The organism is Gordonia sp. PP30 (assembly GCF_023100845.1).
Classification (GTDB): Bacteria; Actinomycetota; Actinomycetes; order Mycobacteriales; family Mycobacteriaceae; genus Gordonia.
Window position 1 is genome coordinate 2,330,184 of the sequence record NZ_CP095864.1, and the last position, 26,028, is coordinate 2,356,211.

The window sequence follows — 26,028 nt, forward strand, 5'->3', positions numbered from 1 at the left end:
CGTCTCAGTCCGACACCACGACCGGGCCGGCGCCCAGCGTGACCGATTCGTACACCTTCTGGATCTGGTCGGCGACCCGCGACCAGTCGTACCGGTCGGCACGACGGCGCGCTCGTTCCACCAGTGCGGCGCGCTCGGCGTCGTCGTCGAGCAGGTCGATCACGGCGGCGGCCAGGGCCGACGGTGATCCGGTCTCGACCAGGCGTCCCGCGGCGCCGCCGTCGAGCACCCGGGAGAACGCGACCAGGTCGCTCGCCACGACCGCCGCGCCGGCCGCCATCGCCTCGACCAGCACGATGCCGAAGCTCTCGCCGCCGAGGTTGGGGGCCACGTAGACGTCGGCGCTGCGCAGCGCCCGCGCCTTGGTCTGGTCGTCGACCATGCCGAGGAACCGCAGGTGCGGGGCGAGATCGCCGGCGCGGCGCGCGAGGGCCTTCTCGTTGCCGCCGCCGACCACCAGCACGGTGATGTCGGGGTACCGCTCGACGATGCGCGGCAGCGCGCGCATCAGGATGTCGACGCCCTTGCGCGGTTCGTCGAAGCGGCCGAGGAAGAGCAGCGTGCGGCCGGCGCGAGGGAACCCGTCGAGCGGCTCGGCGTCGGCGAACTGGGCGACGTTGATGCCGTTCGGGATCTCCACCGCGTCGTTGCCGAGCGACTCCATCTGCCAGCGGCGGGCCAGTTCGGACACCGCGATCTTGCCGGAGATCCGTTCGCGGAACTGCCGGAGCATGCTGTCGAACGCGGAGAGCCACAGCGATTTGGTGGTGGCCGTGTGGAAGGTGGTGACGATGGGACCGGTGGCGACCATCAGGGACAGCATCGACAGGCTCGGCGAGTTCGGCTCGTGCACGTGGAGGACGTCGAACTCGTTGTCGGCGATCCACTTGCGGAGCCGATGCAGTCCCTTGGGCGAGAAGTTCACCCGGGACACCGAGCCGTTGTACGGGATGGCCAGCGCCGGACCCGCGGAGTCGACGTAGTCGGGCAGCTCGGTGTCGAGCGCGGCCGGGGCCAGCACGCGCACCTCGTGTCCGCGGCGGATGAACACCTCGGCCAGCTCGATGACGTGCGCCTGGACGCCGCCCGGCACGTCGAACGAGTACGGGCAGATCATCCCGATCTTCACGCCAGCCGCTCCCGGCGCTCGGCAGACCAGTCGGCCTCCCACAGCGGTTGCAGCATGTGCCAGTCGGCGGGCGCCGCCGAGATGCCCTCCTCGAAGGCATCGGCGACGCGCTGGGTGGCGGAGGCGACGTCGTCGACCTCGACGTCGGTCACCCGGATATAGGAGGTGTCCGGGCCGGTGAAGCTGTGGTGGATGGCGAGCAGCGCCGCGCCGGTGTCGAGGGCGAGCTTGGCCGGGCCGGCCGGCATCCGGGTCGGCTCACCGAAGAAGGTGACCGGCACACCGTGCCGCGACAGGTCGCGATCGCCGAGCAGACAGACCATGCCGCCGGCCCGGAGCCGCTGCGCCAGCGCCTCGAACGGCGGCTGCTCTCCCCCGGTCAGCGGGAAGACCTCGAAACCGAGGGATTCGCGGTACTCGACGAAGCGGTCGAACAGGGACTCCGGCTTCAGTCGCTCGGCGACGGTGGCGAACTGCCCGTGGTGGGCGACGAGCCACACGCCGCAGGTGTCCCAGTTCCCCGAATGCGGCAGGCTGAACACGACGCCCCGGCCCGACTCGGCCAGCTCGGCCACCCGCTCGGTGCCCCCGGGAGAGAGGGTGGTGTTCGCCACGATGGCCGCCGGATCGGTGGTCGGCAGCCGGAACGCCTCGCGCCAGTATCGCGCGTACGACCGCATCGCCTCGGCGACGAGATCGTCGGGCACCTCGTCCGGGGTGGTGCCGATCACCCGGGCCAGATTCTTCCGGAGCTGCTGCGGTCCGCCGTGGCGTCGGCCGGCGACGGTGCCCGCGCCGTCGAACACGCTCCGGGCCAGTCGTTCGGGGGCGTGGCGGACGGCCGCCCAGCCGGCCCGGTAGCCGAGGTCGGCGGCGCGCTCCTGCCAGGTCACGACTGCGGCTCCGCCTCGCCGGGGCCCGGGCCGTCGCCGGCCGCGGGGGCCATCGGGATCAGGTCGCGCGCCCCCGGCGAATGGGCGATGGACCACATCCGCTGCCCGACGGTGAAGACACTGCCCGCGGCGAGCACCCACATCGCGACGTGAATCGCCCACGACCAGTGCAGGCCCGGGAAGTCGGTGAAACCGGCGCCGACCAGCACGATGATCAGCCGCTCGGGCCGCTCGATGAGCCCGCCGTCGCCCTGCAGGCCGGCGGCCTCGGCGCGCGCTTTGGCGTAGGAGATCACCTGCGAGGTGACCAGGCAGATCAGCGTGGCGATCAGCAGCCACCGGTGCGGATGAGTGAAGGCCGCCCAGTACGCGAGCGCCCCGAAGATGGCGCCGTCGGCGATCCGGTCGCAGGTGGCGTCGAGCACCGATCCGAAACGGGTGCCGCCGCCGCGGGCGCGGGCCATGGCGCCGTCGACCATGTCGAACATGACGAACGCCCAGCACACCAGGGCACCGGCGAACAGGTACCCGGGGCCGAACAGCCCGATCGCGGCGGCCACCGTGATGACGGTGCCGATGACGGTCATCGCATCGGGCGTGAACCCGATCTTGAGCAACGACCGGCCCAGCGGATCAGTCACCGCCGACACCACCTGGCGCCCCTTGAAGCTGATCACCGGCCCTCCTCCTCCAGGTCGGACCAGGCGTCGGCCAGCAACTGCCGGGTGTCGCGCAGCAGCTGCGGGATCACCTTGGTGCCGCCGACGACGGTGATGAAGTTCGCGTCCCCGGTCCATCGGGGCACGACGTGCTGATGCAGGTGCTCACTGAGCGAACCGCCCGCGGCCGATCCGAGGTTCAGGCCGACGTTGAAGGCATTCGGGTTCGACACCGACTTGATCACCCGGATGGTCTGCTGGGTGAACGCCATCAGCTCGGCCGACTCCGCGGCGGTGAGGTCTTCCAGCGCGGCCACCTGCCGGTACGGCACCACCATCGTGTGGCCGGGGTTGTACGGGTACAGGTTCAGCACCGCGTACACGTTCTCCCCGCGCCGCACGATGAGTCCGTCCTCGTCGGACATCCGCGGGATGTCCAGGAAGGGGTGCCCGGAGAGCTCCTCGCCGTCCGCCGCGGCGCGCGGCGGTTCGGTGATGTAGCTCATCCGGTGCGGCGTCCACAGCCGCTGCAGCAGGTCGGTCATCGCCGTTTCCTGGCCATGTCCAGGAACTCCTGCATCGTCTCGGCGGACGGCGAATCGTTGCGGCGGGACTCCTCCCACTCGTCGATCGCGACGATCGCATCGTCGACCGGCACCCCGTTGAGCTGGGTGCCGTCCCGGAAGCGGAAGCTGACGGCGTTGGCGTCGACATCGCGCTCACCGGCGAGCAGCATGAACGGCACCTTGGCGGTGGTGTGGGTGCGGATCTTCTTCTGCATGCGGTCGTCGGAGTGGTCGACCTCGGCGCGCACGCGGCGGCCGCGGAGCCGGTTCACGACGGACTGCAGGTGCGGCGCGAAGGCGTCGGCGACGGGGATGCCGACCACCTGGACCGGCGCCAGCCAGACCGGGAAGGCACCGGCGTAGTGCTCGGTGAGCACACCGAAGAACCGCTCGATCGACCCGAACAGCGCGCGGTGGATCATCACCGGGCGCTTCTTGGTGCCGTCGGACGCGGTGTACTCCAGCTCGAACAGCTCCGGCTCGAAGAAGTCGAGCTGCAGCGTCGACATCTGCCAGGTGCGCCCCAGCGCGTCCTTGACCTGCACCGAGATCTTGGGGCCGTAGAACGCGGCCCCGCCCGGATCGGGGACCAGTTCCAGGCCGGACGCCTCGCCGACCTGGCGCAGCGTCTCCGTCGCTTCTTCCCACACCTCGTCGGAACCGACGTACTTCTCCGGATCCTTGGTGCTCAGCTCCAGGTAGAAGTCGTCCAGGCCGTAGTCCTTGAGCAGTTGCAGCACGAACTGCAGGGTGCCGCTCAGTTCCTCGACGATCTGCTCTTGCGTGCAGTAGATGTGCGCATCGTCCTGGGTGAAGCCGCGGGCCCGGGTGAGGCCGTGCACCACGCCGGACTTCTCGTAGCGGTACACCGACCCGAACTCGAACAGCCGCAGCGGCAGCTCGCGGTAGCTGCGCCCGCGCGACCGGTAGATCAGGTTGTGCATCGGGCAGTTCATCGGCTTGACGTAGTAGTCCTGCCCGGGCTTGCGGACGGTGCCGTCGTCGTTGTATTCCGCATCCAGATGCATGGGCGGGAACATGCCCTCGGCGTACCAGTCGAGGTGCTTGGACACCTCGAACAGGTGGCCCTTGGTGACGTGCGGGGTGTTGACGAATTCGTACCCGGCGGCGGCGTGCTGTTCGCGCGAGTAGTCCTCCATCTCGCGGCGGATCACGCCGCCCTTCGGGTGGAACACCGGCAGGCCCGAGCCCAGCTCGTCGGGGAAGCTGAACAGGTCCAGCTCGGCGCCGAGCCGGCGGTGGTCGCGTTTCTCCGCCTCGGCCAGCCGGTCGAGGTAGGTGTCCATCGCCTCGGTCGACTCCCAGGCGGTGCCGTAGATGCGCTGCAGGTCGGCGAGGGACTGGTCGCCGCGCCAGTAGGCGGCTGAGCTGCGGGTCAGCGTGAACGCCGGGATGTACTTGGTGGTCGGCACGTGCGGGCCGCGGCACAGGTCGCCCCAGACGCGTTCGCCGGTGCGCGGGTTGAGGTTGTCGTAGGCGGTGAGCTCTCCCCCGCCGACCTCCATCACCTCGGCGTCGTCGGCGGCCCCCTTGTCGTCGATCAGTTCGAGCTTGTACGGCTCACCGGCCAGCTCCGCGCGCGCCTCGTCCTTCGACGCGTACACGCGGCGGGAGAAGCGCTGGCCCGACTTGATGATCTGCTTCATCTTCTTCTCGAGCGCCTTGAGATCCTCCGGGGTGAAGGGTTGCTCGACGTCGAAGTCGTAGTAGAAGCCGTCGGTGATGGGCGGCCCGATGCCCAGCTTGGCGTCGGGATTGATCGACTGGACCGCCTGGGCCAGGACGTGAGCGGCCGAATGCCGGATCACGCTGCGGCCGGCCTCGGAGTCCGCCGGAACGGGTACGACGTCGGTGTCGACGGCGGGCGCCCACGACAGATCGCGGAGGGTGCCGTCGGTCTCGGCGACGACGACGATGGCCTGCGGACCCTTGTTCGGGAGTTCCAGCTCGCGCATGGCCTCACCCGCGGTAGTGCCGGCCGGGACCCGGAACGTTTCCGGCAGGGCGACTCGGTCGGGTGCGGCGTGGTCGGGCACGGTGAGGACTCCTCGGGGCTGGACGCGGGTCGTCAGCGCAGGGGTTCTCCGGCGCCGACGGATCTGTTCGCGTTGAATCGTATCGGGTCGCGCCTGCCGCACCACCACAGCGTGACCGCGAGCGTGGCGAGCAACACCAGCAGGTAGCTCCCCGACGCGATCACCGCGGCCACCGCACGCCAGCCGTGCGGATCGGGATCGGCGAAGAGCCGGAACATCCCGAACTGAAGCACCGACACGCGGCCGTCCCACTTGTGCGACGGCCAGGTCAGCCCGAAAACGACCACCGCGGCGGGCGCCAGCCACCACAGCCAGGTCACCGGCCGGGAACGACGCGCCGACTCGACGGCCTGCACCAGTCCGATCAGCAGCAACGGCACCAGCCACACCCAGTGATGGCCCCAGGAGAACGGCGAGACCGCGCACGACGCCATGCCGGTGATCGTGATCGCCAGCATCGTCGCCCCGCACCGCCAGGCCCACCACGACGCGAACAGCGCGACCACCGCCACCACGACGCCGACCGGCAGCCACAACCACGACGGCGCGTTCCACAGGCCCTGCAGCGCACCCAGCCGGACGAAGAACCCGTTGAACGACTGGTTGGCGGGCCACGCCAGCGGCCCGATGCGCGACGTGTCGTGCACGGTGACCGTCCAGAACTCCCACGCCTGGCCGGGGATCACCGCGAGCCCGACCACCACGGTGACCGCGAAGGTCGCCACCGCGACCACGAGCGCCTTCCACTGCCGGGTGACCGCCAGGTACGCGGCGAAGAACAGCGGCGTCAGCTTGATGCCGGCCGCGATCCCGATGCCGATACCGCGCCACGGCCCACGCGTGAGGGTGAGGCCGCCGATGATCAGCACGGCCAGCACCAGGTTGATCTGACCGTTGCCGAAGGTGCCGCGGACTGGTTCCAGCGCGGTCATCGCGACCGCCGCCAGCACCGTGGCCAGCCAGAACCGGCCGTCCCGGCGGAAACCGAGGCCGCGCAGGGTCAGGGCGACCAGCAGGACCAGGCAGACGACGTTCACCGCATTCATCGCCAGCACGGCGCGGTGCGGGCTGACCAGGCCGAGCGGCAGCATGGCGATGGCGGCGAACGGCGGGTAGGTGAACTGCCAGATCTCGAACACCGGTCCGGCGTACAGCGGGGTGCCGTCGATGATCGCCCGCGCTCCGCCGCGGTACACCTTGGTGTCGATGCCGGGGCCGAACAGGCCGTGGCGGATGTCGCCGACCGTCCCGATGGACAGGTGCCAGACCACGGCGGCGACGGCCAGCACGGCGATCACCCCGACGAGCGCCGCCGGGATGCTCCGTATCGTCGCGACCCCGACCGAATGTGCTGCCACGGCCGCGACACTACGCCGCCCGGCGACCCCGATCACGGGGGCGCGCCGAGCATTTCACGCAGATTCCTCCCGCATATCACCCCTACCGCGCAACCCGGACGGACCGCAGGTCATCGCGTGTCCGGTACGCGACGAAACCGGCGATCACCGCCGCGAGCCACAGCAGCGAATAGTGGCCGGCGAGCACCGTGTCGACCGGGTAGGTGTACCAGTGGCCCGCCGCCGGCCGCGGCAGCCCGGAGATCCCGCTGTAGGTCCAGCGCCCGGTCCCGCGGGTCCACGGGTACGGGAAGACGGTGAGGACGATCAGGGCCGGCGCCGCCCAGCGAAGCCGGCTCAGCGGCCGCTCCCGGTCGGTGGTCCGCCAGGCCCAGTCGACGGCGATGAGCAGCAGCGGCAGCACCCACACCCAGTGGTGTCCCCAGGAGAACGGCGACACCGCGCAGCCGGTCAGACCGGTGAGGGTGACGGCGAACAGTTCGCGGCCGCGCCGATGCGCGAGGGCGGCGACCCAGAAACCGGCGATCGCGGCCGGTCCGGCGACCGCCAGCCACATCCACGTCGGCGCCGCGAAGACCGTCGTCCCCCCGTCCCCGAGCCGGGCGTACCGTTCCACGTCGGCGACCCGCAGCAACTGGCTGAGCAGGCCGTTGATCGAGTTGTTGCCGTGCCCGTCGACGGCGCCGATCCGGCCCGAATCGAGAAGGGCGCCGGTCCAGTACCGGGCGGCCTGCCCGCCGAGGGCCGCGACGGCGACGACGAGGGCGACGGCGAAGGTGACCAGCGCCGTCGCCGCGGTCCGCCACTGCCGGGTGACGAGCAGATAGCCGACGAAGATCAGCGGTGTGAGCTTGATCGCGGCCGCGATGCCGACGCCCACACCTCGCCACCGGTCGTCGCTCCACAGCAGATCTGCGAGGACCACGGCCATCAGGATCAGATTGATCTGCCCCAGCCAGAAGGTCTGCGACAGCGGCTGAAGCAGGTAGCACCCGAGGATCGCGAGCACGGTGAACAGCGCGAGCCGGCGATCCCGGCGGTAGCCGAGCACGGTCATCGACCCGGCGATGACCAGACCGGCCGACGCGAGGTTCGTCAGCGCGCCGACCGCGGCCGTGAGCGAGGCCGGCAGCCAGGCCAGCGGAGCGAAGACGACGGCGGCGAACGGCGCGTAGGTGAACGGCAGCTTGCTGCCCGGCGCGGTCGGCCCGTACAGCGGCAGACCGTGCAGGACCGCGCGGCCGCCGGCCCGGTACACCTCGACGTCGACCGACACCAGGACCGCCGCGGGAAAGCCCGCCATGACGGTCATCCAGACCGCCATCGCCACGGCGACGACGGCGGACACCGCCGCGCCCACCAGGAGGGGGCCGGGGATCGCTCGCGACTTCACCGGAGGGAGAGTACGCGACGGCCCCTCGCAGATCGTCTGCGAGGGGCCGTCGTCGGTGGTCCCGGCTGGGATCGAACCAGCGACCTCCCCGGTGTGAACGGGACGCTCTTCCACTGAGCCACGGGACCGTATTCGGTTGTTCGGTGCGGCGGACCGCACGAGCAACGAGATTACACACCGATCGGCGCCCGAACCAAATCGGGGCGACTTCCAGCGGAAACACAGCCGCGTAAGACGCTGACCAGCCGATTTGTGTCGTGGCGGCGAGATGGTTAATGTTTCGTTCCGTTGGTGAGCGGGAGTCCACAAGACAGACGTTCACCGGCGTGCGGATGTAGCGCAGCTGGTAGCGCATCACCTTGCCAAGGTGAGGGTCGCGGGTTCGAATCCCGTCATCCGCTCTCTGATCTTCTTTACCCTTCCCGCGCGATTAGCTCAGTGGGAGAGCGCTTCCCTGACACGGAAGAGGTCACAAGTTCAATCCTTGTATCGCGCACCATCCACACGGAAACCCCCGCCGCCGGCGGGGGTTTCTCGCGTTTCGGACCCCCGGAGAACGCCGCCGACCAGCGCGGGGATCCCCAGTTTGCAATTGCCGCGCACCGCCCGCTAGTGTTTGTTCTCGCCGGTGAGCAATCGAGTCCACAAGACGAGTTCACCGACATGCGGATGTAGCGCAGCTGGTAGCGCATCACCTTGCCAAGGTGAGGGTCGCGGGTTCGAATCCCGTCATCCGCTCGCACCTGGTGACGTGGCCGAGTGGTGAGGCAACGGCCTGCAAAGCCGTGCACACGGGTTCGATTCCCGTCGTCACCTCCAGAATGTTTCATAATTTCACAGTTCCCGCGCGATTAGCTCAGTGGGAGAGCGCTTCCCTGACACGGAAGAGGTCACAAGTTCAATCCTTGTATCGCGCACCATCGCGGAAGCCCGGGCTCAGAACGCCCGGGCTTCCTGCATCGACAGGACGAAGCCGTGCTCCCCCGACGGCGTGGTGCAGGTGACGCCCGATTCCCGCGAGGTGCACGTGTAGCCGTTGTCGGTGATCGTGTACCCGTACGGCAGCGGTTTACGCTCCGGCGAGGTGAACACGCCCTGGTTGAAGCACGACGGCGTCACGGTCTCCCCGGACAGGACGAACCCGCGGGAGAGCATGCTCGCCGGATACTCCGCCGATCCGCGGCAGTCGGCACCGGCCGGGATCGGGGCGGTCTTGGCCTGGCAGCCGGCGGTGTACTGCTCCTTCCCCAGGCGGCACCACACGTTGCCGGTGGGCGAGACGAAGGCGACGTCGCCGTCGAGACTGCCACCGGACCGGTAGTCGTCCGGGTTCGCGTTGATCAGGCCCGAGCCCGCGGGCGGCCCGGGATGCGGGGACACGGCCGCCGGCGGCGTCACCGGTTCGGGAGTGCCGGTGGTGCCGGAGGCGCCGCTGCCCGGAGCGACGGAGGTCACCGTCACCGTGGAGGTGCCGTCGTGCGCGTGGTCGTCGTCGCTGCCACACCCGGTGATCAGTGCGGCCGCAAGCAATCCGGTCGCCAGCAGCACGGTGGCCGAGAGCGTGTTCTTCATCACTCGTTCCGTTTCTCCCGGCCCAATCAGCATTCTAGGCGGTTGTCAGTGCACACATGTACACTGATTGGTATGACGACGGACATCGACGCGCGCCGGCGAGAGGTGCGGGCCCTCTCCGAACTGGGCCTCACCGAACTGGCGAAGGCCTCGTCGGGCATCCACCAGACGCACCGGGCGATCTCCGACCGGGTCTTCGGCCTCGTCGAACGCGGCCTCGGCGCCACCGCCCTCGCGCCGGTCAAAGCCCTGCACGACGGAATCACCGACGGCGTGTACACGATCGTCGCCGAGTCGACGGCCACCGCCGGCCGGGTCAGCGGCAAGGTCGCCGACCTGCCGCTGGCGACTCCCCTGTCCGAGACGACGACCGGCGCGAGCCTGATCGGCGTGGTGAACGGGCTGATCGGCGACGAACTCGACGGCAGACAGTCCGCGCTCACCGACAGCAATCTCAGCGTGCGGGTCGCCGGACGGCCGGTCGACGTCACCGCCGACGGCCTGCGGGCCGCGTTCCCGCGGGCCGGCCGGCGCGTCGCGGTCTTCGTCCACGGTCTGGTGGAGACCGAACACGCCTGGCGGATCGGCCAGAAGCACTCCGCGCCCTACGAACACCGACTCTGGGCCGCGGGCGTCACCAGCGTGTTCATCCGGTACAACACCGGCCGACGCATCTCGACCAACGGCCAGGACCTCGCGGAACTGCTCGACGACCTGGTCCGTTTCTGGCCGAACGACGTCGATGAGCTGATCCTCATCGGGCATTCGATGGGTGGACTGGTGCTGCGCAGCGCCGCCCACCACGGTAAGGAGGCCGGCCAGCTGTGGACGCAGCGCGTCCGGACGTACGTCAGTCTCGGCACGCCGCACGTCGGCGCCCCGCTGGAGAGCGTGGCCCACCACGCCAGCGCCGCCCTGACCGCCGTCCCGGAGACCAATGCCTTCGGCCGGCTCCTGCGGCGGCGCTCGGGCGGCATCCGCGACCTGCGGGCCGGATCCCTGATCGATGACGACTGGGCCGGCCGCGATCCCGACGACCTCGCCCGTGCCCTGGCCGCCGAGATCCCGCTGCTGCCCGGCGCCGACCACTACTTCGTCTCGGCGACCCTCACACGCGACCCGCGGCATCCGCTGAGCCGGGTGATCGGCGACGGCCTGGTCCTGCACCACAGCGCCGGCGGCCGCAATTCGACCCGGCACCTCGGCTTCGACGACGCGAACGGGCTGCATCTCGGCCGCCGCCACCACTTCCACCTGCTCAACGACCCGGCCCTCGCCGACCAGCTGGTCGCCTGGATCGGCTGACGCACCGCTCTCGCGCCCCTCAGACCCCCAGCGAGGCAAGCACCGCGAGGACCCGCCGGTGGTCGTCGTCGGACACCGGGAGCCCGAGCTTGGTGAAGATCCCGGTCACGTACTTCTCCACCGTGCCGACGCTCACGAACAGCCGCTGGGCGATCGCCCGGTTGCTGCGCCCCTGGGTCATCAGCTCGAGCACCTCCCGTTCGCGGCCGGTGAGCGCGTCGAGCGGGTCGTGCCGGGCGGCGAGCATCGCGGACACCACCTGCGGATCGAGGACGGTTCCACCGGCGTGCACGCGCTCGATGGCGTCGCGCAGGTCGTCGAGCGAGGCGATCCGGTCTTTGAGCAGGTAGCCGACTCCCCCGGCGCCGCCGGCCAGCAGTTCACCCGCGTACAGCGCCTCCACGTACTGGCTCAGCACCAGCACTCCGGCGCCGCTGTCCCGCGCTCGCAGTTCGCGCGCGGCCCGCAGTCCCTCGTCCCGGAAGGTCGGGGGCAGGCGGACGTCGAGCACCACCACGTCGGGTGCCAGTTCGGCGACGCGCTCGGACAGGCCGACGGCGTCGCCGAACGCGCCCACGGTCAGGTAGCCGGCCTCGTCGAGCAGTCGCACGAGACCTTCGCGCAGCAGAACGGAGTCTTCGACGATCAGGACGCGCAGCACTGGCCCGGGTTCATTCACGGATTCAGGGTAGGCCCCGGCTGCGGCAGGTCGAGGACGACGACCACCCGCGTGCCCGCCCCGTCCGGGCTGTCCACCGACAGCGCGCCGTGCAGGCCGTGCACCCGGTCGGCCAGACCGGCGAGACCGTGGCCGGGGACCGGCCGGGCACCGCCGCGGCCGTCGTCGTCCACCTGGACCATCAGCCGCTGCGGCTCGATGCGGCGCACGGTGAGCCCCGCCGCGGTGGCTCCGGCATGCTTGACGACGTTGGTCAGCAGTTCGGCGACCACGAAGTACAGCGCCCGCGCCGTCTCCGCCCCGACCAGCCCGTCCAGGCCGGGTTCGACGTCGAGGGTCACCGGCACCGGGCAGCCCGCGGCGAGCGATTCCAGCGCGGCGGTCAGGCCGCGGTCGGTGAGCAGCGGCGGCGCGACTCCGGACGAGAGGGCCCGTAGTTCGTCGAGCGTGGCCTGCGCCTGCGTGCGGGCCTCGGCCGCGAGGGTGAGCGCGGCGGTCCCGTCGTCGTCGCCGATCCGGCGTTCCAGCGCCGCGAGATCCATCTGCAGGCGCACGAGTCGTTGCTGCGGGCCGTCGTGCAGGTCGCGCTCCAGGCGATGCAGCGACCGGTCCTCGGCGCGGATCGCCGCTTCGCGCGCCAGGTTCTCCTCGCGCAGCGCGACGACGAGGTCGTCGGACTTCCAGCGCCCCAGCATCACACGGGCCGGCCAGTAGTGCAGGTGCGCGCACCCGGCGGCGATCCACGGCAGGGTCGCGAGCGCGACGATGCCGACGCTCAGCGAGATCAGGACCTCGACCAGCACCACGTGCGACGGATCGATGTCGAGGGGGATCCCGCCGAAGATCTGCACGGGTCCGCTGAACACCTCCCCGCTCTTGACCGTCGTGCCGTCGGCGCGTTCCAGCGGCCCGCGCCACGCGAAATAGCTCACCCCGCCGAGGCCCAGGCCCAGCCAGGTCACCATCACCACGAAGGTCGCGGTCGCCACCGCGGGCGCGATGATCATCTGGTGCACCAGCGCCGCCCAGTAGCGGGCGCTGATCAGCGGTGCGAGGAAGCGCTTCACACTCGCCCCGGCCGGCGCGTCGACCGAGCGATCCCACTCGGGTTCGGGGATCGGCGGCAGCCCGGTGAGGCGCAGCAGTCCGGTGTCGGCCATTGCGAAGCCGCGGGCCACCCACATCGTCACCACGAGCACCGCCAGCCCGAGCACGACCACCAGTAGTCCCACACCCGCCGACAGCCCGCTGATCAGCGCCGCGAAGGCCGCCCATCCCAGGACCATCGCGACCCCGACGTACACCACCGTCCCGGGCACCGCCCGCCACAGGGCGAGGTAGCCGCGCCGGCCGGCGCCGTGATCGCTCTCCATCTCCACCGCATTCACACTCACCCCACCAGCCTCCCGCACCCCGCCCGCCCACGGAATCCGGCCGCCCCGGCGATCCCCCTGGGGGCTGTCCCCCACCCGCGGCGGCCCGACGGCACCACCGCGACGGCCGTTCACAGCCGATCACGGCACGACGAGCACCAGCTTCCCCGCGACGTGCCCGGCCTCGCCTCGGCGATGCGCCGCGCGGACCTCGTCGACGTCGTGCAGGTCGTAGCTGCCGGCGATCACCGGGCGCAGCGCGCCCGAGGCGATCAGGCCGGCGACGGCGGCCATCCCGGCCTGGTCGGCCTCCACGAGCATGGGCACATGGCGGACTCCCGCGGCCTCGGCGGCGGCGCCGAGCGGTTCGGTGACCAGCAGGTTGAGCGAGACGATCGTGCCGCCCGGCCGGGTGATCGCCAGCGACCGCGCGGTCGCCTCGCCGCCGATCGCGTCGAGCACCACGTCCACCTCGCCCGCGGCCGCTGCGAAGTCGTCGGTGCGGTAGTCGATCATCTCGTCGGCGCCGAGTTCGCGCAGCAGGTCGTGATTGGCGGCGCTCGCCGTGCCGATCACGACCGCCCCGAGATGCTTGGCGATCTGCACCGCGACATGCCCGACGCCACCGGCCGCGGCATGGATCAGCACCCGCTGGCCGGGTCGCACCCCGGCGACGTCGACGAGCGCCTGCCAGGCGGTCAGCGCGGCAAGCGGCACCGCCCCCGCGGCGGTGAGCGGCAGGTTCTCCGGCACCGGCACCATCGACCGCGCCGGCGCGACCACGTAGTCGGCGGCGCCGCCCACCCCGAACGGATACGGCAGCATCCCGAAGACCAGGTCGCCCGGCCGGTGGATACCGACGCCCAGCCCGACCTCCTCGACGACGCCGGCCACCTCCCAGCCCAGGATCCGCGGCACCGACGGCCGCGGCTCGCCGAGGAACCCTGGGATCGCCCGATGACCCCAGTCCGTCGGATTAAGCCCGGTGGAGACCACCCGGATCAGCACGTGCGACGGTCCCGGAACCGGGCGCGGCACCTCGACCGATTCCAGGACCTCGGCCGGGCCGAGGCGCGTGGAGGCGATCGCCCGCATGGTGGTGGTGGCGGTGGTGGTGACGGTCATCGACATTTCTCCTCATCGTGGACGGTGAATCAGCCCCCACAGCCTCTCCCGGCACGCGGTGCCGCCGACAGTGGCCCGTAGGCCGACATATGGGAAGATCGGGCCATGGTCTCCCGCGTGGTCGTCCTCGCCGACGACGGAGTGATGCCCTTCGAGATGAGCCTCGCCGGCCGGGTCTTCGGCACGGCCGCCGACGGCGACGGGAACCCGCTCTACGACGTCAAGGTGTGCACCAGCGACGGCGCGCCGGTCACCGCGTCCGGCGGGTTCGACGTGGTGCCCCGGCACGGCCCGGACACCCTGCGCCATGCCGATCTCGTCGTCGTGGCGCCGTCGGCACAGCACGCGACCCTCACCCCCGACGGTCCGCCGTCACCGCTGGCCGCCGCCCTCGGCGCCGTCCCGGCGCACGCGCGCATCGCCTCGATCTGTCTGGCGTCGTACGTGCTCGCCGCCGCGGGTCATCTCGACGGCCGCACGGCGACCACCCATTGGGCCGCCGCCGATCATTTCGCGCGCACCTTCCCGCGGGTCACGGTCGACCCCGGCGCACTCTACGTGGACGAGGGGCGGTATCTGACCGCCGCGGGCGCCACCAGCGGGATCGACCTGATGCTCCATCTGATCCGCGCCGAATACGGCAGCGCCGTCGCCAACGACGTCGCCCGCCGCTGCGTCGTCCCGTCCTGGCGCGACGGCGGCCAGCTGCAATACATCGCGCAGCCGGTCCCCGAGTTCGACGGCGACGATCTCGCCCCCACCCTGGAATGGGCGCGCGACCATCTCGGCGACCCGCTCACCGTCGACACCCTCGCCCGCCACGCGCGGGTGTCCCGCCGCACCTTCACCCGCCGGTTCCGGGAGGCCACCGGGACCAGCCCGATGGCCTGGCTGCTCGATCAGCGCACCGAGTACGCCAAGCTTCTGCTGGAGACCACCGCGTATCCCGTCGACGACGTGGCGCATCGCGCGGGTTTCGGGACCGGGAGCGCTCTGCGCAAGCAGCTGCGCCTCAAACACGGCGTCTCGCCGTCGTCGTACCGGCGGGCGTACCGGCGGTGAACGACGTCCGGCAGATCATACGACGAACTCTCGCCTAATAGTAAGGAACCTAATAGTATGGGTGTATGACCACTATCGTCGGACGCCGCCAGGAACTCCTCCTCGACCGCGCCGGCGGCGACCGCGACGTCGAACTCCTCATGGGACTGCTGACGACGGCCCGGCGGGTCATCCGGGCCTACAACGCCGGCCTGGCCGAGCATGACGTGACCGACGGACGCTTCGCCGCGCTGCTCGCCATCGACGCCGAGCCGGGAATCACCCCCGCGGCGCTCGCCGACCGGCTCGTGGTCACCCGGGCGACGGTCACCGGACTCGTCGACAACCTCGTCAAGCGCGATCTGGTGATCCGCGAGGCCGACGAGACCGATCGCCGCACCCTCGCCCTGCACCTCACCGAGGACGGGCGCGCGACCGTCGCGACCGTGGCACCGCTCGTGACCGGCTGGTTCACCGCCGTCGCCGACGGCATCGAGCCGGCCGACCGGGACGCGGCCTGGCGCACCTTCGCGCAGATCCAGGCGAACGTCCGTGACCGGTCGCCCGGTACCGACGTCTGAGACCCGCACCGACACTTCCCCAAGGACCCCGCCCATGGATTGGACAGCCTTCCTCGACTCCGCCAAGCGCGGCCTCGCCCCCGCGGGGAGACCGCTCCAGGACCGCCCACGTCTGCTCCGCGTCGCCGTGGGCATGATCGCCGCCACGGTCGCCGCCTTCTTCTTCGACGAGGCCGGCGCCCTGCTGGTCACCATCGGCGCCTTTCTCACCGCGATCGCCGCGATCATGCCGCACGACCGCTCTCGGCTGGGCGCCACCGGCCTGACCTCGATCCTGATGGTCACCGCCGCCGCGGCCGGCCTGGCCGTCGGGACCGATTGGTGGGCGGTGGTGCCCGTCCTGGTCGTCATGTTCTTCGCGTCCGGCATGCTGCGCGCCGTCTCGGCGGGACTCAGTATCCGCATCCTCGTGCTCTCGTTCGTCTTCCTCGCCCTCGCCGAGATGGAGCCGGAGCTCCCGACCGGCTACGGCGTCACCATCGGCTTCTTCGCTTTCGGCGTCGCGATCATGTACGCCGCGCAGTTCCTGCCGCCTTTCGACGGCCGGAACCGGGCGCAGCGCACGGCGGTCGGCACCTTCTACCGGACCGTCTCGTCCCCGGAGGAGTACAGCGCACCGGCCCTGCTCGCCGCGGACCGCACGCTCGCGCATCTCCGGCTGCGCGACGACGACGAGATCGACCGGCTCACCCAGCTCACCGAGTACGGCGAGCAGATCGCCCAGCTGCTGCTGGTGATCGAAAGACGGCCCGCGACCGACGCGAGTACACGCGCGCTGACCGCCGCCGTGCGCTCCCAGACGGCCGCGATCGGCGACCGGATCGCCTCCGGTGCGATCGGCGGCCCCGACCTTGTCGACGTCACCTGGCCGCGGCCGGTCACCGGCGCCACCGAAACCGCACTGGCCCACGCCGTCGACGCCGCCACCGCGCTGGTCGCCGGACGATCGGCCCCGCCGGCATCCGACGAACGCCGTGTCCCGACCAGCTGGGAACTGATCCGCGACCAGCTCACCCCGACGTCGCACGTCTTCCAGCACGCGGTACGGCTGACCGTCGTGTCCACCCTCGCGGTGGCCCTGGGCATCGTGATCTCCGCCTACCTGCCGTCCGACCAGATGCTCTCCGGCCACGGCTTCTGGATCGTGATCGCCACCGCGCTCATCGTCTTTCCCGACTACGGATCGACCATGGCACGCGGGATCGGCCGCACGACCGGCACCGTTCTCGGCATGGGCCTGGGTATCGCTCTCGCCTTCGTCCCCTACCACCACATCACGCACGGCCTGATCCTGCTGGCGCTGTTCCTGCTGTACCTGGCGTTCCGGTCGATGGGCCAGCTCTACACGATGCTCTTCGTCGTCGCGTGGATCGCGCACCTGACGCCCGGGGTTCTCGGCGCCACCACCCGCGCCGGCGCCACGGTGATCGGCGTGGTCCTCGCGTTCGCCGCCTTCTTGCTGTTCCCCAGCTATCAGCGCCGGATGCTCACCCGCCGGCTGCGGGCCTGGGCGCTGTCGGCGGCCGACAAGCTCGACGCCCTCGCCGCACTGTGGAGTCACAACACCGAGGCCGGCCGTCGGCACGTCGCCGACACCACCGTGCGCGGCCGGCTCGCCCGCCTCGACTTCTGCGATTCGGCGCGGCAGGCCCTGGTCGAACCCGCCGACAAGCACGGCCGGTGGACGAATGCGGCCCTGCTGCCGTCGGTCGACTCGGTCAGCCGGATCGGCGCCACCCTCGCCGGTTTCGCCGCGCTCGGCCAGACCCTGACCGACGACGACCGCCCCGGCAAGATCGTCCACGCCGATCTGCTGGCGCGCGAGTTCCGCGCCCTCGCCGACGATCTCGCGTCCGCGGATGCCCGGGACGTCTTCGGCTCGGCGACCGCCGGACGCGTCCGGCCGGCCGCCGACGGTGAAAGCTCCGAGGGTCAGAACTGCGACGTGGTGATCACCGCGCGGTCGATCGACGACGAGCTCGCCGGCTTCGTCGACCGGCTCCGGCCGCTCACCTCACGTCGGGCACGATGAGACCCATGCCCGCCGATCGCCCCGTCCTCATCGAACTCGTCACCGATCCCGGCGCCGCCGCGGAGATCGCGTTCGTCGCCGCGGTGACCTTCCCTCTCGCCTGCCCGCCGCATTCCACCCGGGAGAACATCGCCGCGCATCTCGCCGGTTCCCTCACCCCGGAGCACTTCGCGCACTGGATCACCGGCGACGACCACGACGTGCTCGTCGCCCGGGACGGCCGCGGCGGACCGCCGATCGGATACAGCCTGATCGGGTACGGGCCGCCGGCCGATCCTGCGGTGCGCGACGCCCTGCCGGGCGGGCGGGCCGTCGAGGTCTCCAAGATGTACGTCCTGCCCGACCATCACGGCACCGGCCGCGGCGCCCGCCCGTCGCATCTCCTGATGGCCGCCGCGCTGGATGCGGGCCGTGCCCGTGGCGCGGAGTCCGCCTGGCTCGGGGTCAACCAGCTCAATGCGCGCGCCCTGACCTACTACCGCAAGATGGGCTTCGCGGTGGCGGGCACCAGGAGCTTCGACATGAACGGCGCGGTGGAGCACGACTACGTCATGGTGCGGGGGCTGTAGCCGCGCACAGGTCCCGGCCGGTCAGCCGGCCGACACCGCCCCCTCCGCCTCGGCGAACCGGGACAGCGCGAGCAGACGCGAGGTGGCGCGCAGGTACTTCTTGCGGTAGCCACCGGCCACCATCTCCGGGGTGAAGATCTCGTCGAGCTTCACGCCGGAGGTCACCACCGGGATGTCGGCGTCGTACAGGCGGTCGGTCAGCGCCACCAGCCGCAGCGCGACGGCCTGATCCTGGGCGGGTTCCACGTCGGAGATGCAGACCAGGGTCACACCGTCGACCAGCGACTTGTACTTGGACGGGTGCAGCTTGGCCAGGTGCGCGCTGAGCTCGGAGAAGCTGTCGAGGGTCGCGCCCGGCGTCGCCTCCGCCTTGGCGAGGAGTTCCCCGTCGGTGACCGGCTCGGGTGCCGGCGGCAGATCGCGGTGCCGGTAGTCGGGGCCGTCGACCCGCACGCTCTCGAAGATGCCGGACAGCTTCTGGATCTCCCGCAGGAAGTCGGCGGCGGCGAAACGGCCCTCGCCGAGCTGCCCCGGCAGCGTGTTCGACGTGGCCACGATCGAGACGCCGCGGGCGCTCAACTCGCTGAGCAGGCGGGACACCACCATCGTGTCGCCCGGATCGTCGAGCTCGAACTCGTCGATACAGAGCACGCTGTGCCCGGAAAGGCGCTCCAGCGCGTCGGTGTAGCCGAGGGCGCCGACCAGGTTGGTCACCTCGCCGAAGGTGGCGAACGCCTTGGGCCCGGGCATCGAGTGATAGATCGATGCCAGCAGGTGCGTCTTGCCGACACCGAACCCGCCGTCGAGGTAGAGGCCGATGCCGTGCGGGGGCGCCGCCTTGCGGAACAGGCCGCGCTTGCCGCCGGAGCGGATCTTGGACGCGCGCGCCACGAAGTCGCGAGCGGCGGCCACCGCCGCCGCCTGGCTGGGCTCGTTGGGGTCCGGGATATAGGAGTCGAAGCTGACGTGATCGAACATCGACGGGGGGACCATCTCCCCGATCAAAGCGTCCGCCGCGATCACCGGGTTTCGGTCGGAGAGTCGTGCCACCATGCGGGAAGCCTAGCCATATGCCCATCACCGGCGACAACGTCCTCGCCGCTAAGCGACGAGTCTCACAGCTGAGTAGCCCGATTGCACGCTGTTAGGGTGACGGCATGACCGACATCGACGCGCTGCGCGCGCGACTGCTGATCGCACGGGTGCCCGGTGACGCGGTCCGAACGAGTGCGAACATCACTTCGATCGTCAACGACCTTTCGCGCGAGGACATGGACGTCCTCGCTGCGATTCTTCACGATGACGCCGACACGCGACATGCGGGATCAGACGTGAGCGCGCAGTGGTTCGCCACACAGCAACAGCACACCGAAGCGGGCACCGCATGGCCGTCCTATCTCTCCGAGTGGCTGACGTCGATTCGCAGCCCCGACGACCACGACGAGGCGTTCGAACTCGCTTCGTCGGCAATTACATGGCAGTTGAGGATCGCCCACACCGCGCTCCTCAACGCACTGACGCTTGGCCAGGTCATCACCGAGATGGAGTCGTCGGACCCGCACTTCCAGACGCACCTGGCGATCCTGCTCCAGACCGCACGCTATGACTTCAACTTCATCCGGATTGAGCAGATCCTCAACGCGGTCGGAGAGTCGGTCACCAACTCGTCGCTGTACTACCGTGCGATGCTTCAATACAGCCGAATGGGCCGGGCGAAACAGGTCACAGCGGACGAGATCGAGACCATCGCCGGGGCCGCTCGGGATTCCGAGAAGATCCTCTCACTGCTTCTGCACGGATTGTGGTTCACCTCTGGCCGGGCCTACGCAGAACAAATGCTCGCGCTCGGCAGCCGACTGCTCGAATTGAATCCCGACAACGCGGTCACTCACATGCGGATGGCGTCGGCTTACCGCCGACTCGGCCGGTTCGACGACGCCATCCGCGCCATCAACGACGCCATCAAGCTGCATCCCCCGGCTGATCGCGAAGCCCACAACGACTTCAAGCTGGAACGCGTCACCATCGCCATCCAGCAGGACGCCAAGCTGCGCCTCGACGCCGAGATCGCCCGCCAGTTGGAGATCGAAGGCGGTAGGCAGCGTCGCAAGCTCAACTCCCTGATCGAGCGAACAAACGACCAGCTGTCCGATTCCCTGTTCAAGGTCGTGGAGATCCTCGGCGTATTCACTGCGATCATCGGTGCCATCGCGACTGTCGTCGCCAGTAATGCCGCCGGCGACGGGATCGAGTGGTGGGGGCGGGTGTTGATCGTGCTCGCGGGCGGCCTCATCATCCTCGGTTTCTTCGCTCTACTCAGATGGATCGTGCGGCCACCGCGACCGACTGCGGTCGACGACGCCAGCGAGGACGAGATAACTGCACTCCGGGAGGAATCGCATGCCTGACTCGCGTGTGACCGGCGTCGCAGCGCAGTACGTGGCCGACGATCCCCAGGAGATGGCATACCGTACCGAAGCCCTCATCACGAACCTCGACGACGCCACGGACCGGGTCATCGATCTGCTGCGTCGTCGTATTCACGCCGTCGTGGCCGCCCATCCCGGCCGTCCTGCGCTGATGTTGTCGGGCGGTATCGACTCGATTCTGGTTGCGGCGGTGTGCGCTGATCTCGGTCTCGCGCCGTATGCACTCACCGTCGTCACCGAATCAGACACCAAACTGGAAGATCTCCGCGGCCGTGACGTCGCACGACTTCTCGCGTTTCCTCACGAGGTGGTCGATCTCGATGCCGATCGACTCGTCGACGCCGCCATCGATTGCATTCGACGCCTCGGCACCTGGGAACTCTGGGAGATCACCTCCGCGATACCGGTGCAGGCGGCATTCGGGCGCTTTGCGCAGCTTGACGCCGGGCCGGTGTTCACCGGGGCCGGATCCGACGCCCTTTTCATGGGCGGCGGCGCGCTCAGGGCCGATCCGGACTCGACCGCGGGGCTCGCCGAATTCCGCAGCACCGTCACCGCGAAGGTCTCCGCCAATTTCACCCGCCACCGGTTAGTGCCCGATTACTACGAACGGCTTCTCGGCGACCGCTCTGGACTGTTCATTCAGATCTTCCAGACGGCCACCTTCTGGCGCTATGCAATGTCGCTGAGCCCCGGTCTGCTCTGGCGCCACGGGCCCGACGGCCGGGTCTACGACAAGTTCGTTCTCAGGAACGCGGCGGCCCGGCTCGGCGTGCCACCCGGATACGTGTGGACCGACAAAGCTCCGCTCCAGGTCTCATCGGGAGTCATCGGAGCTCTCATGCGTACCGCGCGCGCAGATATCGCCGCTCAGCCCGGCCAGCAGACGTATGACGATCCTCGTCATGAACCACTGGAACACACCATCGTCCGGCAGTATCTGCGGCATCTCGACGGGACGAACCGATGATCCCGGCCGAACTACAGGATGAGTACCGTTGGCCCGCCGGACCGTGGCTCCGCACCAATTTCGTCTATTCGATCGACGGCAGTCTGACCCGAGATCAACACTCGGCGGGCCTCTCCGGACCCGCAGACAACGCACTCCTCCACCATCTGCGGGCCACCGCCGATGCCGTCGTGGTCGGGGCATCCACGGCAACCGCCGAGGACTACATCGGCATCTCGCTGCCCGACGACGAGGCCCTGGCCCGGGAGAGACGCGGTCAAGGCGGGCCGCCGGCGCTCGTCGTGGTGACCGCATCCGGCCGGATCGGGAGTCCTCATCGCTTCATCACCCAAACCATCACCGGCAACTTCCTGCTACTGACTTCCACCGATCACGATGCTGTCGATCGCGCCGTCGCGGCAATAGACGCGTCGAACGGGACCATGGAACTGCTGCACGCACCCGACGGACTCGCCGAGGGCCTGTCGCTGCTCCATAACCGTGGTTATTCCCATCTGCTCTGTGAGGGCGGGCCAACGCTGACCGACGCCCTTCTGCGCGACGACCTCGTCGACGAGCTCTGCATCACCCTCTCACCGAACATCGGTGGTGAGGGACGACCACGTCCCACAGCGGCAGTCACCGCCGATTTCGTCCCCACGGTGACCGGCATCGTCGACCATTTTCTGTTCACGCGCTGGACCCGAACCGACAAGGAGCCCCGGTGATCCGGCCCCCCACCTTCCGCCTGCTCGCGACCCTCGCCACCGCCGCCGTGCTGGCCACCGCCTGCACCCCCGGCCCGGAGGCGGGGCCGGACATCGTGCGCGGCGACCACGGCGGTGCGGGCGCGACGGCGCCGGACAAGCTCCCGAATCTCCCCGCACCCAAGCGGGATCTGAACTACTCGAACTGCGCGGGCCGGCTCGCGGAGACCTACGGCGTCGCGCAGCCCGACGGTATCCGCCTGGAATGCGCGACCTTCGACTCCCCGATCGATCCGGCCAAGCCCGACGGCTCCACCCTGTCGGTGGGCGTGGTGCGTGCCAGCAAGGCCGAGACCCCGAAGGATGCCGCACCGCTGGTGCTCACCACCGGCACCGATCTGCCCAGTTCCCGGCTGGCACTGACCCTGAACAGCAGCGCGATCGGCCCGCTGCTCGACCGGCATCCGCTGGTCCTGGTCGACCGGCGCGGGATCGGCGAGTCCGCCGAGATCGACTGCCTCACCCGCAGCCAGCGCAGCATCATCGCCGACGACGGCGCCGCGGGCACCCGCGACGTCGAGGCCCGCGTCACGGCGCTGGCCACCGCGACCCGCGCCGGCGCCGACCTCTGCAACGACACGCTGTCGCCGAATCAGCTGGACTTCGCCGACGCCGACGCGGCCGCCGATCTGGAGCAACTGCGCACCCGCTGGCAGGTGGACCGGATCGGGCTGGTCGGCGTCGGCAGCGGCGCCACCGTCGCGCTCGCGTACCAGGGCGCCCATCCCAGCCGGGTGGGCCGGCTGATCCTGGACTCTCCCGTCGGCCTGAACGTCGCGGCCACGCCGGCCGCGGCGGCGCGTGCGGCCGGAGTGCAGAACTCGCTCGCCACCTTCGCCACCCGCTGCTCCAACACGGGCTGCAGTCTCGGCGCCGACGGCCTCGGCATGCTCAACCGGGTGGTCGGTGCGGGCGCCAGCGGCGGCCTGCCGGGCCTGTCCGACACGTCGGTCCTCGCCGCGATCACCACGGCGCTGGCCCTCGGCGACACCTCGCCGGACGGCCTGGGGAGACTCGCCGACGCGATCAGCGCCGCCGACCGCGGCGATTCCGGGAAGCTCGCCGCCCTGGCCACGGCCGCGGACGGTGTCCGCGACTCCGACGGTCAGCTCCTGGCCCGGTGCAACGACCTCGTCGGGCGTCCGGGCCTCGCCGAGATCTCCGGGCTGGCGACGTCGTGGGGCCGGGATGCGCCGCTGACGGCGAACTCCGCGGCGCTCGGGCTCGCCCGGTGCGACGGCTGGGGCGTCGCCGACCCGGCGAAGGCACCGGAGACCTTCGCGGTGTCCCCGCTGATCCTGCTCGGCCAGAACGACCCGATCAACGGACTCAAGATCACCGAGAGCCTCACCCCGCTGATGGTGACGGCCGGCGCGTCGCCGACGACGGTCAGCTGGGACGGCCTCGGCTACAGCGTCCTGTCCCGCAGCGAGTGCGCGGCCGACGTCGTCGCCGAATATCTGGGTGACGTGAAACTCTCCGGCCCGGCCGAACGCGCGTGCCCCGCCTGAGACGGCGCCGTCGTGTAGTAGGTTCGCTCAGGTGAGTGTGATGGATCGCTACCTGTACCCGCGCATGGACTCGGCGCGCATTCTGTCGATGATCCTCTGGCCGATCAGCATCATGATGATCCTGCAGCGGTCGATCATTCTCGCCGTCAACGGCGCCCGGACCGACGACTTCACCACCGTCTACCAGGCCTCGCTGCACTTCCTGAACCGGCAGCCGGTGTACGCGGAGAACTACGCCACCGTCGACCCGCACTATCTGTACCCGCCGTCGGGCACCCTGCTGATGGCGCCGCTGGCGTACCTGGACCCCACACATGCCCGCTGGACTTTCATCGCGGCCAGCGTGGTGGTCCTGATCATCTGCGCCTATCTGCTGGTCCGGATGTTCGACCTGCCCCTCGATTCCTGGGTCCTCCCGGGCGTGCTGTTCTTCATGTTCAGCACCGAGACCGTCGCGAACACCCTCATCTTCACCAACTTCAACGCCTTCGTGCTGCTCGGCATGATCGCGTTCCTCATGCTGATGCGCAGCCGCAACGACTACTGGGCCGGCTTCTTCATCGCCATGACGCTCACCGTGAAGCCGGTCCTGGCACCGCTGCTTCTGCTGCCGCTGCTGCAACTGCGCTGGAAGGTCTTCGTCACCGGCCTGGGCATCCCGATCCTGCTCAACCTGGCGGCGTGGCCGCTGATCGTCGACTCGCGGTCGTTCCTGGACCGCACCGTGCCGTACCTGTCGGAGACCCGGGACTACTACAACAGCTCGATCGCCGGCAACGGCGCCTACTTCGGCGTCGCCGACTGGCTGATCATCCTGCTGCGTATCGCGTTCGTGCTGATGGCGATCTTCTCGCTGTGGTTCCTGTACAAGTACTACTCCGACAACGACGAGCTGCTCTGGCTCGCCACCTCGTCCGGCGTCCTGATGGCCACGCTCTGGCTGGTCAGCTCTCTCGGCCAGGGCTACTACTCGATGCTGCTGTTCCCGATGCTGATGACCGTCTTCCGGTCCGGTTCGGTGATGCGCAACTGGCCCGCCTGGCTCGCCGTCTACGGCTGCATGACGTTCGACGTGTTCGGCTCGCGGCGGTGGGAGCCGTTCGGCCGCTACCTCGAATACAACCGGGTGACCCTCGGCTGGTCGCTGCTGATGATCGTCGTCTTCTGCGTCCTGCTGTTCCGCTGGCTCGACATCCGCAAGCTGGACGACGACGCCGCTTCCACCACCGCCGAGGCCCCCGCGCTCAGCTGAGGTGCCTGCGCAGCGTCAACGACTGCGCCAGCGTTCCGACCGGCCCCTGCTCGTCGTGCAGGACGCTGCTGGTGAGACCGACGCCGCTCGGCCCGAACGCGACGCGCGTGTCCAGGCCCAGCCATCGCCCGGCGGGCTGTCGGAACAGGTGCGCGGTGAGGTCGACGTTCGGGTACATCCAGACGTGCGGGTCCTGTCGCAGCGAGATGCCGTTCGCGGTGTCCCACAGCTTGGCGTAGTCACCGAGCGCGGTCGCGGGCTCCCCGGCGATCAGCTCGACGTCGGTCGTCACCCACGCCCGGGCGCGGCCCGGCCGGGTGTCATCGGCCTGCCACGCCTGCACGGTGTCGATCATCCCGCCCTTCCACCGCTTGAGCCACGACGGCTCGGTGAAGGTCTCCGGCGGCGGCAGCGGCGCGAACTCGTTCTCGGCCACCTCGGCGGTCTCGGAGACCTGCAGCAGCCAGCCGCGCGCCCGGACGGTGGGGCGGCCGCCGATCACCGCGGTGGCCTCGACCAGTTCGATGGTGCGGCCCGGCCGGATCACCTCGACGCTCAGCTCGATCCGGTCGCGGGCGATCTGGCCCAGCACTTCGAGGCTGAACCGGCTGAACTGGAGGCCGGCGGCGTGCGCCGTCCGCCACCGCTCCAGGTGGTCGACGATCAGTCCGGCGACCGGTGCCAGGTGCAGCTCGTCCTCGCGCCAGGCCCCGGCCGCGCAGTCGGTCGGGGCGAAGGTGTCGTCGTCGATCCTGGTGAAGTACGCGCGCGTGGAGGGAGCCATGCCA

23 protein-coding genes and 6 tRNA genes are annotated in these 26,028 nt (G+C 70.0%); 15 read left to right on the forward strand and 14 right to left on the reverse strand.

Annotated features, from left to right (window positions below; translation table 11 throughout):
• Positions 1–4 precede the first annotated feature (4 nt).
• The 8 genes from MYK68_RS10695 to MYK68_RS10730 all read right to left on the reverse strand — a co-directional run bounded on the left by MYK68_RS10695 (position 5) and on the right by MYK68_RS10730 (position 8,183).
• Positions 5–1,129 carry a glycosyltransferase family 4 protein gene (locus MYK68_RS10695; RefSeq protein WP_247863629.1) on the reverse strand — a complete coding sequence of 375 codons (1,125 nt, stop codon included), beginning with the start codon at positions 1,127–1,129 and terminating at the stop codon, positions 5–7.
• Positions 1,126–2,022: a phosphatidylinositol mannoside acyltransferase gene (locus MYK68_RS10700; protein ID WP_247863630.1), complete on the reverse strand. Its 897-nt coding sequence runs from the start codon at positions 2,020–2,022 to the stop codon at positions 1,126–1,128. Before MYK68_RS10700 ends, MYK68_RS10695 begins: the two co-directional genes overlap by 4 nt.
• Positions 2,019–2,699, reverse strand: a complete 681-nt coding sequence (pgsA, locus tag MYK68_RS10705) for a phosphatidylinositol phosphate synthase (RefSeq protein WP_247863631.1) — start codon at positions 2,697–2,699, stop codon at positions 2,019–2,021. The genes MYK68_RS10700 and pgsA overlap by 4 nt, the downstream gene beginning before the upstream one ends.
• Positions 2,696–3,226: an ATP adenylyltransferase gene (locus tag MYK68_RS10710; RefSeq protein ID WP_247863632.1), complete on the reverse strand. Its 531-nt coding sequence runs from the start codon at positions 3,224–3,226 to the stop codon at positions 2,696–2,698. Before MYK68_RS10710 ends, pgsA begins: the two co-directional genes overlap by 4 nt.
• Complete coding sequence (gene thrS, locus MYK68_RS10715; protein WP_247863633.1) at positions 3,223–5,304, reverse strand: threonine--tRNA ligase; 2,082 nt, start codon at positions 5,302–5,304, stop codon at positions 3,223–3,225. The genes MYK68_RS10710 and thrS overlap by 4 nt, the downstream gene beginning before the upstream one ends.
• Positions 5,305–5,336: 32 nt before the next feature.
• Entirely contained in the window at positions 5,337–6,662 is a 1,326-nt protein-coding gene (locus MYK68_RS10720; protein ID WP_247863635.1) for a glycosyltransferase 87 family protein, read from the reverse strand.
• Between the two features lie 82 nt (positions 6,663–6,744).
• Positions 6,745–8,055, reverse strand: coding sequence for a glycosyltransferase 87 family protein (locus MYK68_RS10725; protein WP_247863636.1), 1,311 nt, complete (start codon positions 8,053–8,055; stop codon positions 6,745–6,747).
• A 56-nt stretch (positions 8,056–8,111) separates the two neighbouring features.
• Positions 8,112–8,183, reverse strand: a tRNA-Val gene (locus MYK68_RS10730).
• A 200-nt stretch (positions 8,184–8,383) separates the two neighbouring features.
• Here MYK68_RS10730 and MYK68_RS10735 point away from each other — a divergent pair.
• From MYK68_RS10735 to MYK68_RS10755, 5 genes are all read left to right on the forward strand, one after another.
• Positions 8,384–8,456, forward strand: a tRNA-Gly gene (locus tag MYK68_RS10735).
• A gap of 23 nt (positions 8,457–8,479) precedes the next feature.
• Positions 8,480–8,554: transfer RNA gene (locus MYK68_RS10740), tRNA-Val, on the forward strand.
• A gap of 166 nt (positions 8,555–8,720) precedes the next feature.
• Positions 8,721–8,793: transfer RNA gene (locus tag MYK68_RS10745), tRNA-Gly, on the forward strand.
• Between the two features lie 7 nt (positions 8,794–8,800).
• Positions 8,801–8,874 (forward strand) — tRNA-Cys (locus tag MYK68_RS10750).
• 26 nt (positions 8,875–8,900) lie between these two features.
• Positions 8,901–8,975: transfer RNA gene (locus MYK68_RS10755), tRNA-Val, on the forward strand.
• A 16-nt stretch (positions 8,976–8,991) separates the two neighbouring features.
• Here the strand turns inward: MYK68_RS10755 and MYK68_RS10760 are convergent.
• Positions 8,992–9,627, reverse strand: coding sequence for a hypothetical protein (locus tag MYK68_RS10760; protein WP_247863637.1), 636 nt, complete (start codon positions 9,625–9,627; stop codon positions 8,992–8,994).
• A gap of 72 nt (positions 9,628–9,699) precedes the next feature.
• Between MYK68_RS10760 and MYK68_RS10765 the strand changes: the two genes are divergently transcribed.
• Positions 9,700–10,932, forward strand: coding sequence for an esterase/lipase family protein (locus MYK68_RS10765; RefSeq protein WP_247863638.1), 1,233 nt, complete (start codon positions 9,700–9,702; stop codon positions 10,930–10,932).
• 19 nt (positions 10,933–10,951) lie between these two features.
• Here MYK68_RS10765 and MYK68_RS10770 read toward each other — a convergent pair whose 3' ends face one another.
• The 3 genes from MYK68_RS10770 to MYK68_RS10780 form a co-directional block, all read right to left on the reverse strand.
• Positions 10,952–11,590, reverse strand: a complete 639-nt coding sequence (locus MYK68_RS10770; RefSeq protein WP_283255310.1) for a response regulator transcription factor — start codon at positions 11,588–11,590, stop codon at positions 10,952–10,954.
• A gap of 17 nt (positions 11,591–11,607) precedes the next feature.
• Positions 11,608–13,005 (reverse strand): sensor histidine kinase, encoded by a 1,398-nt coding sequence (locus MYK68_RS10775; RefSeq protein ID WP_247863640.1) that lies wholly within the window; start codon positions 13,003–13,005, stop codon positions 11,608–11,610.
• A gap of 120 nt (positions 13,006–13,125) precedes the next feature.
• A complete protein-coding gene (locus tag MYK68_RS10780; protein WP_247863641.1) occupies positions 13,126–14,109 on the reverse strand; it encodes an NADP-dependent oxidoreductase in 984 nt (327 codons plus the stop codon).
• 105 nt (positions 14,110–14,214) lie between these two features.
• Between MYK68_RS10780 and MYK68_RS10785 the strand changes: the two genes are divergently transcribed.
• The 4 genes from MYK68_RS10785 to MYK68_RS10800 all read left to right on the forward strand — a co-directional run bounded on the left by MYK68_RS10785 (position 14,215) and on the right by MYK68_RS10800 (position 18,332).
• Positions 14,215–15,171: a GlxA family transcriptional regulator gene (locus tag MYK68_RS10785; RefSeq protein ID WP_247863642.1), complete on the forward strand. Its 957-nt coding sequence runs from the start codon at positions 14,215–14,217 to the stop codon at positions 15,169–15,171.
• 65 nt (positions 15,172–15,236) lie between these two features.
• A complete protein-coding gene (locus MYK68_RS10790) occupies positions 15,237–15,731 on the forward strand; it encodes a MarR family winged helix-turn-helix transcriptional regulator (protein WP_247863644.1) in 495 nt (164 codons plus the stop codon).
• A 34-nt stretch (positions 15,732–15,765) separates the two neighbouring features.
• Positions 15,766–17,763 carry an FUSC family protein gene (locus MYK68_RS10795; RefSeq protein ID WP_247863645.1) on the forward strand — a complete coding sequence of 666 codons (1,998 nt, stop codon included), beginning with the start codon at positions 15,766–15,768 and terminating at the stop codon, positions 17,761–17,763.
• 5 nt (positions 17,764–17,768) lie between these two features.
• A complete protein-coding gene (locus tag MYK68_RS10800; protein ID WP_247863646.1) occupies positions 17,769–18,332 on the forward strand; it encodes a GNAT family N-acetyltransferase in 564 nt (187 codons plus the stop codon).
• A gap of 21 nt (positions 18,333–18,353) precedes the next feature.
• On the opposite strand, the gene zapE is transcribed toward MYK68_RS10800, so the two are convergent.
• Entirely contained in the window at positions 18,354–19,385 is a 1,032-nt protein-coding gene (gene zapE, locus MYK68_RS10805; RefSeq protein ID WP_247863647.1) for a cell division protein ZapE, read from the reverse strand.
• 104 nt (positions 19,386–19,489) lie between these two features.
• On the opposite strand from zapE, the gene MYK68_RS10810 reads away from it, so the two are divergent.
• From MYK68_RS10810 to MYK68_RS10830, 5 genes are read left to right on the forward strand one after another with little or no spacing between them, the layout of a single operon-like run.
• Positions 19,490–20,740, forward strand: coding sequence for a tetratricopeptide repeat protein (locus MYK68_RS10810; protein ID WP_247863648.1), 1,251 nt, complete (start codon positions 19,490–19,492; stop codon positions 20,738–20,740).
• Positions 20,733–21,731: an asparagine synthase C-terminal domain-containing protein gene (locus MYK68_RS10815; protein WP_247863649.1), complete on the forward strand. Its 999-nt coding sequence runs from the start codon at positions 20,733–20,735 to the stop codon at positions 21,729–21,731. Before MYK68_RS10810 ends, MYK68_RS10815 begins: the two co-directional genes overlap by 8 nt.
• Complete coding sequence (locus MYK68_RS10820; RefSeq protein ID WP_247863651.1) at positions 21,728–22,438, forward strand: dihydrofolate reductase family protein; 711 nt, start codon at positions 21,728–21,730, stop codon at positions 22,436–22,438. Before MYK68_RS10815 ends, MYK68_RS10820 begins: the two co-directional genes overlap by 4 nt.
• Complete coding sequence (locus MYK68_RS10825; protein ID WP_247863653.1) at positions 22,435–23,988, forward strand: alpha/beta hydrolase; 1,554 nt, start codon at positions 22,435–22,437, stop codon at positions 23,986–23,988. Before MYK68_RS10820 ends, MYK68_RS10825 begins: the two co-directional genes overlap by 4 nt.
• A gap of 31 nt (positions 23,989–24,019) precedes the next feature.
• Positions 24,020–25,240, forward strand: a complete 1,221-nt coding sequence (locus MYK68_RS10830) for a glycosyltransferase family 87 protein (protein WP_247863655.1) — start codon at positions 24,020–24,022, stop codon at positions 25,238–25,240.
• Here the strand turns inward: MYK68_RS10830 and MYK68_RS10835 are convergent.
• Positions 25,233–26,024 (reverse strand): thioesterase family protein, encoded by a 792-nt coding sequence (locus MYK68_RS10835; RefSeq protein ID WP_247863656.1) that lies wholly within the window; start codon positions 26,022–26,024, stop codon positions 25,233–25,235. The two genes, MYK68_RS10830 and MYK68_RS10835, sit on opposite strands and share 8 nt — an antisense overlap.
• Positions 26,025–26,028 lie beyond the last annotated feature (4 nt).

What these genes read in the sequence shown, in the direction of transcription:
- MYK68_RS10710 (WP_247863632.1), bottom strand. Translation starts at nt 3,226, where the DNA reads ATGACCGACCTGCTGCAGCGGCTGTGGACGCCGCACCGGATGAGCTAC.
- MYK68_RS10760 (WP_247863637.1), bottom strand. Translation starts at nt 9,627, where the DNA reads ATGAAGAACACGCTCTCGGCCACCGTGCTGCTGGCGACCGGATTGCTT.
- MYK68_RS10765 (WP_247863638.1), top strand. Translation starts at nt 9,700, where the DNA reads ATGACGACGGACATCGACGCGCGCCGGCGAGAGGTGCGGGCCCTCTCC.
- MYK68_RS10780 (WP_247863641.1), bottom strand. Translation starts at nt 14,109, where the DNA reads ATGACCGTCACCACCACCGCCACCACCACCATGCGGGCGATCGCCTCC.
- MYK68_RS10785 (WP_247863642.1), top strand. Translation starts at nt 14,215, where the DNA reads ATGGTCTCCCGCGTGGTCGTCCTCGCCGACGACGGAGTGATGCCCTTC.
- MYK68_RS10790 (WP_247863644.1), top strand. Translation starts at nt 15,237, where the DNA reads ATGACCACTATCGTCGGACGCCGCCAGGAACTCCTCCTCGACCGCGCC.
- MYK68_RS10795 (WP_247863645.1), top strand. Translation starts at nt 15,766, where the DNA reads ATGGATTGGACAGCCTTCCTCGACTCCGCCAAGCGCGGCCTCGCCCCC.
- MYK68_RS10800 (WP_247863646.1), top strand. Translation starts at nt 17,769, where the DNA reads ATGCCCGCCGATCGCCCCGTCCTCATCGAACTCGTCACCGATCCCGGC.
- zapE (WP_247863647.1), bottom strand. Translation starts at nt 19,385, where the DNA reads ATGGTGGCACGACTCTCCGACCGAAACCCGGTGATCGCGGCGGACGCT.
- MYK68_RS10810 (WP_247863648.1), top strand. Translation starts at nt 19,490, where the DNA reads ATGACCGACATCGACGCGCTGCGCGCGCGACTGCTGATCGCACGGGTG.
- MYK68_RS10815 (WP_247863649.1), top strand. Translation starts at nt 20,733, where the DNA reads ATGCCTGACTCGCGTGTGACCGGCGTCGCAGCGCAGTACGTGGCCGAC.
- MYK68_RS10820 (WP_247863651.1), top strand. Translation starts at nt 21,728, where the DNA reads ATGATCCCGGCCGAACTACAGGATGAGTACCGTTGGCCCGCCGGACCG.
- MYK68_RS10835 (WP_247863656.1), bottom strand. Translation starts at nt 26,024, where the DNA reads ATGGCTCCCTCCACGCGCGCGTACTTCACCAGGATCGACGACGACACC.